Origin of the sequence: Nonomuraea rhizosphaerae (assembly GCF_019396405.1) — a bacterium.
Taxonomy (GTDB): Bacteria; Actinomycetota; Actinomycetes; order Streptosporangiales; family Streptosporangiaceae; genus Nonomuraea; species Nonomuraea rhizosphaerae.
In genome coordinates this window covers 1-14,284 of record NZ_JAHKRL010000148.1, presented here as the reverse complement: position 1 = coordinate 14,284, position 14,284 = coordinate 1, and the positions used below count along the sequence as shown (strand labels likewise).

The 14,284-nt window shown below is 70.3% G+C and carries 12 protein-coding genes and 1 pseudogene; 10 read left to right on the top strand and 3 right to left on the bottom strand.

What is annotated here, in order from left to right:
- Both KME77_RS07225 and KME77_RS07220 read left to right on the top strand, forming a co-directional pair.
- Positions 1-534, top strand: a pseudogene (locus tag KME77_RS07225) (hypothetical protein); the annotation flags it as partial.
- Between the two features lie 23 nt (positions 535-557).
- On the top strand, positions 558-1,508 hold the full coding sequence (locus KME77_RS07220) for a winged helix DNA-binding domain-containing protein (protein ID WP_219463195.1): 951 nt from the start codon (positions 558-560) through the stop codon (positions 1,506-1,508).
- A gap of 53 nt (positions 1,509-1,561) precedes the next feature.
- On the opposite strand, the gene KME77_RS07215 is transcribed toward KME77_RS07220, so the two are convergent.
- Both KME77_RS07215 and KME77_RS07210 read right to left on the bottom strand, forming a co-directional pair.
- Positions 1,562-3,319, bottom strand: a complete 1,758-nt coding sequence (locus tag KME77_RS07215) for a serine/threonine-protein kinase (RefSeq protein WP_219463194.1) — start codon at positions 3,317-3,319, stop codon at positions 1,562-1,564.
- A 55-nt stretch (positions 3,320-3,374) separates the two neighbouring features.
- Positions 3,375-4,073: a M50 family metallopeptidase gene (locus KME77_RS07210; RefSeq protein WP_219463191.1), complete on the bottom strand. Its 699-nt coding sequence runs from the start codon at positions 4,071-4,073 to the stop codon at positions 3,375-3,377.
- Between the two features lie 34 nt (positions 4,074-4,107).
- Here KME77_RS07210 and KME77_RS07205 point away from each other — a divergent pair, with 34 nt between their 5' ends.
- The 4 genes from KME77_RS07205 (at position 4,108) to KME77_RS07190 (ending at position 8,519) form a co-directional block, all read left to right on the top strand.
- Entirely contained in the window at positions 4,108-4,995 is an 888-nt protein-coding gene (locus KME77_RS07205; RefSeq protein ID WP_308250599.1) for an amidohydrolase family protein, read from the top strand.
- Positions 4,995-5,516 carry a nuclear transport factor 2 family protein gene (locus KME77_RS07200; RefSeq protein WP_219463190.1) on the top strand — a complete coding sequence of 174 codons (522 nt, stop codon included), beginning with the start codon at positions 4,995-4,997 and terminating at the stop codon, positions 5,514-5,516. Before KME77_RS07205 ends, KME77_RS07200 begins: the two co-directional genes overlap by 1 nt.
- 37 nt (positions 5,517-5,553) lie before the next feature.
- On the top strand, positions 5,554-6,672 hold the full coding sequence (locus KME77_RS07195) for a magnesium and cobalt transport protein CorA (RefSeq protein WP_219463188.1): 1,119 nt from the start codon (positions 5,554-5,556) through the stop codon (positions 6,670-6,672).
- A gap of 185 nt (positions 6,673-6,857) precedes the next feature.
- Positions 6,858-8,519, top strand: coding sequence for an LLM class flavin-dependent oxidoreductase (locus tag KME77_RS07190; protein ID WP_219463186.1), 1,662 nt, complete (start codon positions 6,858-6,860; stop codon positions 8,517-8,519).
- 25 nt (positions 8,520-8,544) lie between these two features.
- Here KME77_RS07190 and KME77_RS07185 read toward each other — a convergent pair whose 3' ends face one another.
- Positions 8,545-10,722: a thiamine pyrophosphate-dependent enzyme gene (locus tag KME77_RS07185; protein ID WP_246609344.1), complete on the bottom strand. Its 2,178-nt coding sequence runs from the start codon at positions 10,720-10,722 to the stop codon at positions 8,545-8,547.
- Between the two features lie 241 nt (positions 10,723-10,963).
- Between KME77_RS07185 and KME77_RS07180 the strand changes: the two genes are divergently transcribed.
- From KME77_RS07180 to KME77_RS07165, 4 genes are all read left to right on the top strand, one after another.
- Positions 10,964-12,316, top strand: coding sequence for a hypothetical protein (locus KME77_RS07180; RefSeq protein WP_219463181.1), 1,353 nt, complete (start codon positions 10,964-10,966; stop codon positions 12,314-12,316).
- Between the two features lie 606 nt (positions 12,317-12,922).
- Positions 12,923-13,327 carry a reverse transcriptase family protein gene (locus KME77_RS07175; RefSeq protein ID WP_219463202.1) on the top strand — a complete coding sequence of 135 codons (405 nt, stop codon included), beginning with the start codon at positions 12,923-12,925 and terminating at the stop codon, positions 13,325-13,327.
- The gene (locus tag KME77_RS07170) at positions 13,299-13,841 is read left to right on the top strand and encodes a reverse transcriptase domain-containing protein (protein WP_308250598.1); all 543 of its coding nucleotides are present in this window, start codon (positions 13,299-13,301) and stop codon (positions 13,839-13,841) included. The genes KME77_RS07175 and KME77_RS07170 overlap by 29 nt, the downstream gene beginning before the upstream one ends.
- A gap of 23 nt (positions 13,842-13,864) precedes the next feature.
- Entirely contained in the window at positions 13,865-14,209 is a 345-nt protein-coding gene (locus KME77_RS07165) for a group II intron maturase-specific domain-containing protein (RefSeq protein ID WP_246609343.1), read from the top strand.
- The last annotated feature ends 75 nt before the right edge of the window (positions 14,210-14,284 follow it).

The following is a 14,284-nucleotide window of genomic DNA, read 5'->3' as shown; positions in this document are numbered from 1 at the left end:
TTCACCCAGGGCACCGTGAACAAGCCCAAGGCCGACCAGCGGCCCACCGCCGGCAACGGCGAGCGGCCCTCGGCCGGGCCGCCGCTGTGGGTGATCATCCCGGCGGCGGGCGCGGGGGTGCTGGTGCTGTACGGGATCACGGCGATGGCGCTGCCGTGGTGGCGCAGGCGGGCGCGGCGGCGGGTGGCCGGGGCCGAGCAGCGGGTGCTGGGCGCGTGGTGGCAGGCCTGCGACGACCTGGGGCTGAAGGGGGAGCGCGCGCTGACGGCGGAGGACGTGCTGGCCCGCGCCGCGAACGGGCCCGGCCGTGCCGCGAACGAGACGGCTCCCAGCGGGGGCGCCCCATCATCACACGATATTTCCGACCATCTACGTCCGCTCGCCGACATTTCCAACTTCGTTCGCTACGCGCCCGAGGAGGTCGCCCAGGAGGCCGCCGACGAGGCGTGGCGGCGCAGCGACGCCGTCCGCCGCGCCGTCCGCGCCCGCACCCCTCTGACCGCCCGCCTCCGCCGGCGCCTCCTCCTACGCTGACCAGGCCGGACAGGAGAAGCCCGATGACGACGAGAAGCGTGCAGGCCCAACTCCTGCACCGCCCGCCGGACCTGACGGCGGGCGAGATCGTCCGGCGCCTGCTCGCCGTGCAGGCCCAGGACATCACCTCCGCCTACCTCGCCTTCCGCGCCCGATCGGCCACCCTCACCGTGGCGGACGTCGAGGCGGCCTGGCGGTCGCGGGAGATCGTCCGCATGTGGGGCCCGCGCGGCACCCTGCACTTCGTCCACGCCGACGACGTCCCGTGGGTCCACGCCCTCACCCGCAGCAGCACCGGCATCCTGCGCCGGCTCCGGCAGGAGGGCGTGACCGGCGACGACCTGCTCCCGCTCATCGAGCGCGCTCTCGCGGGACAGGGCCCGCTCACCAAGGCCGACCTGGCCGGACGCCTGGCGGGCAGGGCGAGCGGCCAGGGCATCGTGCACCTGGTCGGCCTGGCCGCCTTCCACGGCCTCGCCGTGCTCGGCCCGCCGCGCGGCGGCAAGCCGACGTACGTGCACGCCGCCGACTGGCTCGGCGCCCCCATCGTCCCCGAGCCGGACAGGGAACGCGCGCTCGCCGAGCTGGCCCGCCGCTACCGCCACGCCCACCTGCCGTCGGAGCCCGAGGACCTGGCCGCCTGGTCGGGCCTGCCCCTGCGCGCCGCCCGCGCCGCCTGGGCCCTCGCCGGCGTACGGCCCGCCGCCGTGCCCGATGGTGACGTCGTACGGCTGGCGCCCGCGTTCGACGAGTACCTGCTGGGGTGGAGGAGCCGCGACCCGATCCTGCCTGCCGAGCACGCGCGGAAGGTGTTCCCCGGCGGCGGGATCCTGCGGCCCGTCGTGATCGTCGGCGGCACGGTCGCCGGGGTGTGGGGACGCAAGGGGGCCGAGGTGACGGTGTCCCCGTTCGGCGAGCTGCCGTCCGGGCTGCTGGACGATGAGGTGGCCGACGTCAGGCGCTTCCTCGGCTGATCCCGCGAGGCCGGTTTCGCGAGGCCGGTCCCGCGAGGCCGGTTTCCGGCGCCTCAGCCGGTCTTGGCCACGGCGCCCCGTACGCAGACCGGCTTGGACCAGGCGACCTTGCTCGCCTGCGAGATCTGCAGCGGGACGCCGACCACGAAGCAGTACCCGATGTCCGGGTCCAGGCCGGCCACGCGGGTCGAGGTCGCGCCGGGCTCCAGGGCGGTGATCGCCTGCTCGTTCTGCTTGACGGGGGAGCGCTGCACCACGACCGGGTAGCGGGCGGCCGCCGCGGGCAGCGCCCAGCGCAGCTCCACCAGCGTGCCCTGGTCGTCCGCCCGCACCTTGCGCGGCGCCAGGGCGGCCAGGGCGTCGTTGTCGATGGTGCCGGTGTCCCGGGGGGCATCGGACGGCGGCAGGGAGGACTTCGGGTCGGCCGCCACGGGGCCGGCCTGCTGCCGGGACAGGTAGACGGCGAAACCGGAGCCCGCGAGCACCACGATCGCCACGGCCGCGCCGATCGCCGCCCGCACCCGCAGCCGTCCGGGCGCCGGCCCCGCCGCCACGCCGGACGGGCCGCCCTGCGGGGGATAGGCGGCCTCAGGCGGGTAGGCGGGCTGCGCGGGGTTAGGCGCGTAGTAGGTGGTCGGCATCTGCGACCCGTCCGGGCTGAATGGGCCACCGGTGAGTGCCCCGTGCTGCGGCCCCGGCGCGTAGGGGCCGGACGGCGGATGACCGGTCGGCGGGCTGGCCGGATGGCCGGCCGTGTTCGGCGGCGGCGAGGGGGCGGGCATGCGCGCCCCCGTGGCCATCCCGCCCGCGCCACCGGCCGGCGGCATCCCGCCGAAGGGGCCGTTCGTCGGCTGCCCCCCGCTGGTGGGGCCGGCCGTGGGCATGCCGCCGGTCGGCACACCCCCCGTCACGGCCCCTCCCGCGTCCGGGTACGGGCGCCCCGGCGACGGCCCGGCGTCCTGGCCGAGCAGGTCCGTCATCGGCAGCCCCAGCTCGCCCTGCAACGCCTGCAGCCGCTGCGCGAACTCCCGCGCCGACCCGTACCGCGCCTCGGGCTGCTTGGCCATCGCCCGCAGCACCGCCTCGAAGACGGGGCCCGGCACGTCGGAGCGGCCCAGCGGCGGCGGCGCGGCGCTCAGCACCCGGTACATCAGCGGCGCGATCGACGGATCCGTGGGGCTGTGGAAGGCGGGCTGCCCGGCCAGCAGGTGGTAGAGGGTCGAGCCGAGCGAGTAGATGTCGGTCGAGGCGGAGTGCGGCTGCCCGGTCAGCACCTCCGGCGCGGCGTGCAGCGGCGTGAACGCCTGCGCCGTCGCCGAGATCTCCGAGGAGTCGACGACCCTGGCCACGCCGAAGTCGGCGACGGCGGGCTCCCCGTACCGGGAGATGAGGATGTTCTGCGGCTTGATGTCGCCGTGCAGGACGCCCGCTTCGTGCACGGCGGCCAGCGCCCCGGCCAGCTTGACGCCCGCGCGCAGCACCTCGGCCAAGGGCAGCGGCCCCTCGCGGCGGACCTTGTCGCGCAGCGAGCCGTTCTCGAAGAAGTCCATGGCGATGTACGGCTTGCCGGAGTGGGTCACGCCGGTGTCGAAGACGGTCACGACGTTCGGGTGGCCGGTCAGCCGCCCGGTGAGCTGGAGCTCGCGCTGGAATCTGCGCATGGTCCGCTGGTCCACCCGGTCCACGGACAGCACTTTCAACGCCACGACCCTGTCGAGGCGCTCCTGGTAGGCGCGGTAGACGATGGCGAACCCGCCCTGGCCGGCCTGATCGAGTACCCGGTAACCGGGCGCGTCCTCGACTGGCAGCACCGTACTCCCCCCTGTTAAAGGCGAGTTTAATGCGATTTATCGGGGCGAGAGGGTGCTAGAGCGGATTCATCAGGTATGCCCCGCCGACCACCGACGCACCCGCCACGACCAGGAAGAAGAACACGTAGAAGCCGCCGGGCAGGATCGTCAGCCGGGCCAGCTGGTCGGCGTCGGAGTCGCGCGCCTGCCGCCGGCGCCGCTTGCGCTGCAGCTCGATGATCGGCCGGACCCCGCCGAACAGCAGGAACCAGACCGCCACCAGCGCCACGACCTGCTGGGCGCTCTCCGGCGCGTACATGGACAGGGCGAACACCGCTCCGCCGGTCGCCAGCAGGATCAGCGCCCCGTACAGGTTGCGGATCAGCAGCAGCATGCACACCAGGAAGAGCAGCACCGTCCACATGAGCAGCGTGATGCGCCCCTGCTCGGTGAGCCACGCGGCGGCCAGCCCCAGCAGCGACGGCGCCAGGTAGCCCGCCAGGGCGGTCAGCACCATGCCGGGACCGTTCGGCCGGCCCCTGGTCAGCGTGACGCCCGAGGTGTCGGAGTGCAGCCGGATGCCCTCCAGCTTGCGGCGGGTGACCAGCGCCATCAGCGCGTGGCCGCCCTCGTGGGCGATCGTGATCAGTCCCCTGGACACCTGCCAGGACACGCGGAAGCTGACGATCGCGAGCGCGGCGAGAGCCGAGACCAGAACGACCCACGGGTCGGGGGCGGGCTGGACCTCGATCAGGTGTGCCCAGAGCTTGTCCATCGAGGTATGACCCTATCGGGGTAAAGTCTCCGCCGTGCTCACAGAACATGATTCTGATGCGGAGGTGCCCGGCTGGTGGCGACGGCTGGGACTGCCGGGGCTGATCGACCTGCATGTGCATTTTCTGCCCGAGCGTATGGAACGCCGGGTCTGGCACCACTTCGACAACGGCGGCCCGCTCATGGGCGACGGCTGGAAGATCCGCTACCGGCTGCCGGTGGAGGAGCGCGTCGCCCATCTGCGCGCGCTCGGCGTCCGCGCCTTCCCCGCCCTCGCCTATGCCCACAAGGCCGACATGGCCGCCGACCTCAACGACTGGACGCTCGACTTCGCCGCCCGCACCCCGGGCTGCCTGCCGTCGGCGACGTTCTACCCGGAGCCCGGCGCGCCCGCGTACGTGCGCGCCGCCCTCGACCGGGGCGCGCGGATCTTCAAGGTGCACCTCCAGGTCGGCGCGTTCGACCCGAGGGCGCCCGAGCTGGACGAGATCTGGGGCCTGCTGGCCGAGGCGGGCCCTCCGGTGGTCGTGCACGCCAGCTCCGTGCCGGTCGGCAGCGGGTTCCTCGGCGGCGAGCCGATCGGCGAGGTGCTGCGCAGGCACCCGCGCCTGCGCGTGGTGATCGCGCACCTCGGCATGCCCGAGTACGACCCGTTCTTCGAGCTGGCCGCCCGCTACGAGCGGGTCGCGCTCGACACGACCATGGCGTTCACCGACTTCTCGCTGCGGCGGATGCCGTTCCCTGACCGGTTGCGCCCGGCGCTGCTTGATCTGGGTCTCGCGGGGAAGGTGGTGCTCGGCACTGATTTCCCGACAATTCCCTACACGTACGCGCACCAGCTGCGCGCCCTTCACCGGCTTGACCTGGGAGACGATTGGCTGAGGGCCGTATGCTGGCACAACGGTTCGGCCATGATGATCTGATGAGCAGGGTGAACGATCGGAACGTGGCGCTCATCAGCGCCTTCTACGAGGCACTCGGCCGCGCCGACTACGCGGCCATGGAGAGCTGCTACCACCCGGAGGTGAGCTTCGGCGACCCGCTCTTCCAGGAGGTGGAGGGCAGGGACAGGGTGATGGCGATGTGGCGCCTCCAGCTCGGCGTGCGCGACGGGCTGCGCTCGGAGTTCCGCGACGTGACGGCCGACGACTTCACCGGCACCGCGCACTGGACCTCCCGCTACACCTTCTCCAGCACGGGCCGGCAGGTGGTGAACGAGATCGACGCGCTGTTCCGGTTCGAGGACGAGCTGATCGTCAGGCATCACGACGAGTTCGACTTCAAACGATGGTCGCGGATGGCGCTGGGCAGGCCGCACGGGCTGCTGTTCGGGTGGACGCCCATGTGGCGCAAGACGATCAGGGACAGGGCGACCCGCGCGCTCGACGACGTCTCGCGTAACGGGGTCAAGCAGGACGGCGTCAAGTTCGACGACATCGAGTAGATGACATCGAGTAGACGGCATCGAGCAGGAGGCGACGATGGCACGGCTGATGAACTTCGGGCGCGGTGAACGCCCCCGCGAGCCGGCCCCCGAACACTCGATGAACCCGCGCGCTCCCGAGGAGCCGCCCTACCGCCCGACCGTCATCGACAACGCCGTCTACCAGGACGGCAAACGCGTCGACAACCCCGGCTCGCTGGGCGACGCCTTCCAGTGCCTGAAGCGGCTGCCCGGCAGCCTGGCCTGGATCGGCCTCTACCGGCCCAAGGACTGGGAGCTGGCCAAGCTCGCCGAGGAGTTCGAGCTGCACCCGCTGGCCATCGAGGACGCCATCGTCGGCTCCCAGCGGCCCAAGGCCGACCGCTACGGCGACATGCTGTTCGTCGTGCTGCGCGCCGCCCGCTACCTCGACGACGTCGAGGAGGTCGCGTTCGGCGAGCTGCACGTCTTCGTCGGCGCCAACTTCGTGATCACCGTGCGCCACGCCGAGGCGCCCGACCTGCAGTCCGTGCGCAAGCGCATGGAGTCCGACCCCGACCTGCTGCGCCAGGGCCCGCAGGCCGTCCTGTACGCCATCCTCGACGCGGTCGTCGACGGCTACGCCCCGGTCGTCGCCGGGCTGCAGAAGGACATCGAGGAGATCGAGGCCCAGGTGTTCGGCGGCGACCCGTCCGTCTCCCGCCGCGTCTACGAGCTGTCCGGCGAGGTGATCGAGTTCCAGCGGGCCACCGCGCCGCTCGTGCGCATGATCGACGGCTTCATCGCCGGCGCCGCCAAGTACGGCGTCAACGACGAGCTGCAGAGCTACCTGCGCGACGTGGCCGACCACGCGATCACCGTCAACGAGCGCGTCGCCTCCTTCCGCCAGATGCTCCAGGACATCCTGCTGGTCAACTCCACCCTCGTCACCCAGGCCCAGAACGCCGAGATGGCCAAGATGACCCAGGCCAGCATCCAGCAGGGCGAGGAGGTCAAGAAGATTTCCGCCTGGGCCGCAATCCTGTTCGCCCCGACGCTGGTCGGGACCATCTACGGGATGAACTTCGACTTCATGCCGGAGACGCACTGGGTGCTCGGCTACCCGTTCGCCGTCGTGCTCATGGCCGCCGTCTGCACCATCCTGTACACGGTCTTCAAACGCCGCGACTGGCTGTGACGCCTACCGGGCCTCGAAGGTGACGGTCTCGATCCACCCGACCGTTCCCACGGCGCCCCGCGACACGCCCGCACCCCGCCGGAGCTGCGCGAACAGCCGTCCGAGGCGTACCGTGGAGGAAAGCTCGCGAACATTCTCCCAGTAGAATGTTGCTCTGGAGCGAGCACGCGCCTAGCGTCCAGGATGTGCGATTCGGAATCTTCTACGAGCATCAGCTGCCCCGCCCATGGGAGCGGGACAGCGAGCAGCGGCTGTACGCAGACGCTCTCGAGCAGATCGAGATAGCCGATCGGGTGGGGTTCGATTACGTATGGGAAGTCGAGCACCATTTCCTGGAGGAGTACTCACACTCCTCGGCCCCCGAGGTGTTCCTGGCCGCTGCCTCGCAGCGCACCAGCAACATCCGCCTCGGCCACGGCATCGTCCAGGCGCCGTCACCGGTCAACCATCCCGCCCGGGTCGCCGAGCGGGTGGCGACGCTCGACCTGGTCTCGGGCGGCCGGGTGGACTTCGGCACCGGGGAGGCCAGCTCGGCGGCGGAGCTGGGCGGGTTCGGCGTGGACCGGGAGCGCAAACGGGACATGTGGCAGGACTCCCTCGACGCCGTCACCCGGATGTTCGTGGAGGAGCCCTTTGCCGGATGGCACTCGCCGTACCTGCGGATGCCGCCGCGCAACGTGATCCCCAAGACCGTGCAGAAGCCGCACCCGCCGCTGTGGGTGGCGTGCTCGCGGCGCGAGACGATTCACCTGGCGGCGCGCAACGGGATCGGGGCGCTGTCGTTCGCGTTCGTCCATCCGGAGGACGCGGGCAAGTGGTCGCGGGATTACTACAGGCTGCTGGAGTCGGAGGAGTGCGTGCCCGCCGGCTTCGCGGTCAACGCCAACCTGGCGATCGTGCTGCCCATGATGTGTCACGAGGACCCGGCCGAGGCGCGACGCCGGGGCGGGCTCGGGGCCGCGTTCTTCGCCTACGCTCTGGCGCATTATTATGGGCCGTCCAAACACACCCCAGGTAATAGCGATATATGGCGAAATTTCACGAAAGAGCGCCCAAGAGTGGGGGCGCAGGGAACTGATCCACTCGCGGGCGCATTGGGGAGCCCGCAGCAACTCATCGACCTCATCGCCCGGTACGAGGCGGTCGGCGTCGATCAGATGATCTTTGTGCTCCAGGCCGGCCCCAACCGTCATGAACACATTTGTGAAAGCCTGGAGCTGTTCGGGAAAAAGGTTCTGCCCGCATTCACCGAAGGCCGTGAAGAACGCGAACGCGATAAATCTTCGCGACTCGCTCCGGCCATCGAAGCCGCCCTGGCCCGCCGCTCCCCGGCCAGGACACTGTCCCAGCCGTACGTGATCGACGAGGCCGCCGAGCTGGCCCGCGTCACCCACCGTCCCGCCCCCAGCCCGGCGGACCTGCTCAACGGCGTGCGCCGGCGGGCCCGGCTGGCCGGGCAGCAGTTCATGGGCCGCCTGGTCGCGGGGCGCTCGGACGAGGACCTGGCCCGCTGGCTGGGGCCGCGTCAGCAGCGGGTGGTGTTCACGCTCATGGCGCGCTCGTTCAGGCCGGACAAGGCATTCGGGTTCGAGGGGGCGCTGGAGTTCCGGCTGCTGCCCCGTTCGACGTGGACCATCGGGGTGCGCGACGGTCGTGCCCGCGCGTTCCAGGGGCGGGCGCGCAACCCCGCGCTCACGCTGTCGCTCCCGGCCGCCGACCTCGTCCGCATCCTGGCGGGCACGGCGAACCCGGCATCGCTGCTGATGTCGGGCCGCCTGGAGATCACCGGCGACGTGTCGCTGGCGTCACGGGTCGGGGAGATGTTCGGCGGAGCCTCGGCGTACTGACGACGTGCAACGGTGGCCAGGAGTCCTACCCCAGGAGCTTCCTGGCCGCCTGCTCGATCTCCTCCTCCGACAGCAGCACGTGGTTGGCCGCCTCGCCGAGCGGGACGAAGCTGTCGGACGAGGCCACCCGCGCGATCTGCCCCGAGAACCCCGCGTCCAGCAGCTCGGCCACGATCCCCTCCGACACGCCGCCGGTGTGGCGGGTCTCGTCGGCGATCAGCACCTTGCCGGTCAGCTCCGCCGCCCGCAGCAGGTCGTCCACCGGCAGCGGCGCCAGCCAGCGCAGGTCGAGCACCCGGCAGCTGTAGCCCTCCTGCGTCAGGCGTACGGCGGCCCGCAGGCTCATCCGCACCCCGTTGCCGAAGGTGACGATCGTCAGGTCGCGCCCGTCACCGTACGAGCGCGCCCGGCCGATCGGCACGTGCGTCTCGGGCCAGCGCGACGGCGGCGCGTACGGCGCGAGCCAGCCCCCGTCGCCCTCCTCGAACAGATCCTTGGTGTTGTAGAGCGCGATCGGCTCCAGGAACACGCAGACCGACCCCTCCGTACGGGCCGCCGCCAGGCAGGTGCGCAGCATGGCGGCCGCGTCGTCGGGCCGCGACGGCGAGGCGATCACCAGGCCGGGGATGTCACGCAGCGCGGCGACGGAGTTGTCGTTGTGGAAGTGGCCGCCGAACCCCTTCTGGTAGGCGTACCCGGCCACCCGCACCACCAGCGGGTTGCGGTAGGCGCCCTTGGAGAAGAACGACATCGTGGACGCCTCGCCCCGGAGCTGGTCGAGCGCGTTGTGCAGGTACGCCAGGTACTGGATCTCCGGCACCGGCAGCAGCTTCGACAGCCCGGAGCCCAGCGCGAGCCCGAGGATCGACTGCTCGTCCAGCAGCGTGTCGAACACCCTGCCCGAGCCGAACCGCTTCTGCAGCCCCCGCGTCACCCCGTACACGCCGCCCTTCTTGGCGACGTCCTCCCCGAACACCGTCATCTCCGGATAGACGGCCAGCGCGTCGGCGAGCGTGCGGTTGATGGACTGGCTGAGCGTCAGCGGCTTGTCCTCGTTCTCGGGCAGCGCCCCGGCGAAGGCCCGTTCCCTGACGGCGGAGCCGGCCGCGACCGGGCTGATCCGGGCGATCAGCTCCGCGCGGCGCGGCGCGAGCGGCTCCATGACCTCCTTGGCCGAGCCGAGGCGCGGGCTGCGCGTGGTCTCCAGGGCGATCCGCAGCACGTGCTCGCGCGCGGACTCGTAGTGCATGAGCAGCTCGTCGGGCGTCATCAGCCCGGCCTCGACCAGCAGCCGCGCGGTGGCCAGCAGCGGGTCACGTTCCATGTCGAGGCGGATCTCCCGCGCCGTCCGGTACGAGGACTCGACGTCCGAACCGGCGTGACCCATCAGCCTGACCGTGCTGAGGTGCAGGAACGCGGGGGAGCGGCGCTCGCGTACGTGCCGCGCCGCGCGCGTGGCCGTGTCGTAGGCGTCGGCCAGGTCGCAGCCGTCGGCGCTGAAGTACTCGATGCCGGGCCGCCGCGCGCTCGCCTCCACCCAGCCCTTCGGCGTGCGGACGCTGATGCCGATGCCGTTGTCCTCGCACACGAACAGGATCGGCAGTGACATGCCCTGGTACGTCGCGTACGAGGCGGTGTTGAAGCCGGACAGCGCGCTGGCATGGTTGACCGAGGCGTCGCCGAAGCTGCACACCGCGATCGCGTCGTTCTCCCACTGGGAGGCCACCTCCAGCGCGCGGGCCCGTTCGATCGCGAACGCGACGCCCACCGCGCGCGGCAGGTGGCTGGCGATCGTTGAGGTCTGCGGGATGACGGCCAGGTCAGGGTGGCCGAACACCTTGTGCCGCCCCCCCGCGATCGGCTCCTCCGCCGAGGCGGTCAGCCCCATGAGCACGTCGCGCAGGCCCTGCTCGGGCAGCCGCCCGGCCTGCTCGGACCTGGTCAGGTAGAAGGCGCCGGAACGGTAGTGCAGCAGGGCCGGGTCGCCCGCCCGCACCGCCGCGGCGACGGCCGCGTTGCCCTCGTGACCGGCCGAGCCGATCGTGTAGAAGCCCTGGTCCTGCTCGCGCAGCCAGCGGGCCGCGATGTCGAGCAGGCGGCTGTCGAGCTGGCGGTGGAAGAGGGTGCGGCACTGCTCGCCGGTGAGGGACGTGCCCTCGCGCACCGGCCCGCCGGGATCACGGGCCGCGCCCACCTTCAGCATCGCAACCGCTTGGGTGAAATGAGTCTCAACAGTGTCGCGCGCCACAAGGCGATTATGTCTTCCCGGTGGCGGATTCGTCTGCCCGTCGGGAGGGACATGTTGTGGACCGGTCCGATTGACCCTGATCCATAACAGATTGTCAGAAATACAAGCTTTGAACCCAACCTGAATGTTTACTGTCAAGAACACGTGGCACCCTCAATGCCGCGTTGAACACCAGCGGCTCCAGAAAGGAACCCGCATGTTACAACGCATCCGTGTAGCCGCCGTCGCGCTCGCGACAGCGGCAGGGGCACTCGCCCTGGCACCGGCGGCCTCCGCCGCGGCGCCACCGACCATCACCGCCGTCACCCTCGACCCGGCCTCCCCGATCGTCGTGTTCGACAAGCCGGTGACGGTGAAGTTCGCCTTCGCCACCAAGGGCGCAGGCAAGGCCGATCTCATGGTCAAGCCGCCCGGGGTCAGCGTCGAGTCCCCGGTCACGCTCACCTCCTCGCCGCTCGGCACGGGAGTCAGGTGGACCGGCACCAAGGCCTTCGACTCCGCGCACGCCGGAACCTGGAGCTTCCGGGCCACCGCCCACGGTGACGGCGACGCCTCCACGACCGGCACGTTCGAGGTCAGGAAGGCTCTCGTCACCAAGATCGGCGACTTCGGCGCGAACCCGGACGTCGTGAACCGCGGCGACGACATCCGCCTCAGCGGCCGCCTCCTGGCCGACGGCAAGGGCTACGGTGGCGCCACCGTGGCGATCACCTTCCGCGCCCGGGGCAACGACTCCTACCGGCAGGTCACCACCGTCACGAGCGGCTCCAACGGCTGGTTCCGCGCGGTCGTCAAGGCCGACAGGACCGGCTGGTGGCGGGCCGAGTTCGCCGGGAACAAGGAGGCCAGGGCCTCCGTCAGCGACAGCGACCGCGTCGACGTCAGGATCAAGCGGGACCGCGACAGCAGGATCGCCGGCTTCGACGCCTCGCCCGAGCCCGTGGACAAGGGCGATCGCCTGAGCTTCACCGGCACCCTCCAGGCCGAAGGCCGGCACGGCCTGCCCGGGCAGCGCGTGTCGATCTTCTTCAAGGCGGACGGCTCGCACCGCTGGGAGTACGTCACCCGCGACGTGACCAACCGCGACGGCCGCTTCTGGGCCAGTGCCACGGCGCAGGCCTCGGGCTGGTGGCGTGCGGTGTTCGAGGGCACCAGGGGCGTGCGCGCCTCGGTCAGCGACGCCGACTGGGTCAAGGTCGTCGAGCCCACCCCGCCGCCGGTGGTCGTCGACAGGTCCGACAGCCGGGTCGTCAAGTTCAACGCCTACCCGGAGCCGGTCAAGCGCGGCCGCTACCTGAAGTTCCGCGGCTGGCTGCAGATCGACGACGACGGGTCCTGGGAGGGGTACGCGGGCAAGGTCGCCCTGTACTTCAAGCCGTCGGGCTCGCACAAGTGGCAGTACGTCAAGACCACGTGGGCGGGCGACAGCGGCCGACTGTACGCCAAGGTCAAGGCGTGGAAGTCGGGCTGGTGGAAGTTCGTCTACGCAGGGGACGACGACTTCTACGGTGACAGCAGCCGCCGGGACTGGGTCCGGGTGAAGCGGTAGTCATCTCGACGCCGAGGCCCGGGGCGGGTTGCCCCGGGCCTCACGCGTGTGCGCCCAGCATGGGCGATCGCTTGGGGGTGAAAGTCCCCTGGAGGAAGAGGTGGTGCTGACTCCGAGCCGGAGGCAAGGGCGTCGTCGTGAGGCGGGGTCTGGAGGAAGCCCGAGGCGAAACCCTGCACCGAGGAACGCGAACCGTGTATGAGGCCGGATGGGTCTGGGTGAGCCTGCACGCGAAGGTGAAGCCCGTCATCACCGACAGGACCGTCAGGTAGACGCGGCGGGCGTAGGGGGAAAGTGATCGTTCTTACCTGGGGAGATCTGTTCGGGTGTCGGTTGTGCTGTTGTTGTCGCCGCGCCGACGGCTCTTGTCGTGAGGTGGGGGCTGATCGGGCAGAAGTCAGCAGAGGTCGTAGTACCGGTGAGGGGTACGGACAATCAGCCGGGAAGGACCGAACGTCAAGTGGAGCGGATGAATCGGGATTGCTCGTGCCGGTCGCTTTGATCGCAGCCATCCCATGGACATGGGCCCATGGTGGAAGGGGCTGGTGAGTTCCGGTGAGTACCACGGTGGAGCGTAGCGGCGGGTCGGCGCCTTCTGAGGAGGACGTGATCCCTGGACTGGAGATGTCGGTGTGGGAGGAGTTTCTCTCGCCGGGCAATCTGGTCAGGGCGTTGAGGCGTGTGGAGGCCAATCGGGGCGCGCCGGGTGTGGACGGGATGAGCACGGAGCAGTTGCGTCCGTGGATCCGTGAGCACTGGGCGGGTGTTCGGGAGGCGTTGGACGCGGGCACGTATCGGCCGTTGCCGGTTCGCCGGGTGGTGATCCCCAAGCCCGGGGGCGGGGAACGAGCGTTGGGGGTGCCCTCTGCGCTGGACAGGTTGATCCAGCAGGCGATTGCGCAGGTCCTGGTGCCGATCTTCGATCCGCATTTTTTCGGGATCGTCGTTCGGGTTTCGTCCCGGCAAGTCCGCTCATCAGGCGGTGCGGGTCGCGCGGCGGGCGATCGATGACGGTCTTCGGTGGGTTGTGGATGTCGATCTTGAACGGTTCTTCGACCGGGTCAATTTCGACGTCCTGATGGCGCGGGTGGCGCGTAAGGTCACTGACCGCAAGTTGCTCAAGATCATCCGGACTTATCTGGAGGCCGGGGTGATGATCGACGGGATCGTCCGGGCGACGGTGGAGGGGGCTCCGCAAGGTTCCCCGCTGTCGCCGATCTTGTCGAACATCATGCTGGATGATCTGGACCGGGAGTTGTGGCGGCGCGGTCATCGGTTCGTGCGCTATGCCGATGATGTTCGGGTTTTCGTGCGTAGCAGGCGGGCCGCTCAAAGGGTGCTCGATTCGGTCACGGTCGTGGTCGAGCAGCGGTTGAAGCTCAAGGTGAATCGGGAGAAGTCCTCGGTCCGGCATGCTCGCGAGGCGAGGTTGCTGGGGTTCGGGTTCTACTTCACCCGGTCGGGTGTGAAGATCCGGGTCGATCCTCAGGCGATCAAGCGTCTGAGGATCGGATCCGGGGGTTGACCAGCCGGCGGTGGAGTGTGTCGATGTTTTGCAGAATCGACAGGCTCAACGCCTTCATCGCTGGGTGGATGGCCTATTTCCATCTTGCGGATCTGGCAAGCAGGCTCCGTGATCTGGATGAATGGCTACGCCGCCGGATGCGGCAGATCCGCTGGAAGGAATGGAAGGGCTACGCGGCAAGACGCCGGAACCTGCGCAAGCTGGGCATTCCTGACGCCAATGCGCGGGAATGGGCTGCCAGCAGCAAAGGGTACTGGCGGATTGCCGGGTCGGCCGTCCTTCAGCGGGCTCTGACCAACGCTCATTGGGACGACCTGGGGTTGCTGGGTCTACAGAACACCTGGCGCAGGCTTAGAACCACGGCTTGACGAACCGCCGGATGCGGGCCCGCATGTCCGGTGGTGTGAGAGGAGGGTGAGGCGACCTCACCCTCCTACTCGATC

Bases quoted from the DNA above. Each gene is read 5' to 3' on its own strand.
- KME77_RS07195 (WP_219463188.1), top strand. From the start codon at position 5,554: ATGGCACGGCTGATGAACTTCGGGCGCGGTGAACGCCCCCGCGAGCCG.
- KME77_RS07220 (WP_219463195.1), top strand. From the start codon at position 558: ATGACGACGAGAAGCGTGCAGGCCCAACTCCTGCACCGCCCGCCGGAC.
- KME77_RS07210 (WP_219463191.1), bottom strand. From the start codon at position 4,073: ATGGACAAGCTCTGGGCACACCTGATCGAGGTCCAGCCCGCCCCCGAC.
- KME77_RS07180 (WP_219463181.1), top strand. From the start codon at position 10,964: ATGTTACAACGCATCCGTGTAGCCGCCGTCGCGCTCGCGACAGCGGCA.
- KME77_RS07200 (WP_219463190.1), top strand. From the start codon at position 4,995: ATGAGCAGGGTGAACGATCGGAACGTGGCGCTCATCAGCGCCTTCTAC.
- KME77_RS07165 (WP_246609343.1), top strand. From the start codon at position 13,865: ATGTTTTGCAGAATCGACAGGCTCAACGCCTTCATCGCTGGGTGGATG.
- KME77_RS07185 (WP_246609344.1), bottom strand. From the start codon at position 10,722: ATGCTGAAGGTGGGCGCGGCCCGTGATCCCGGCGGGCCGGTGCGCGAG.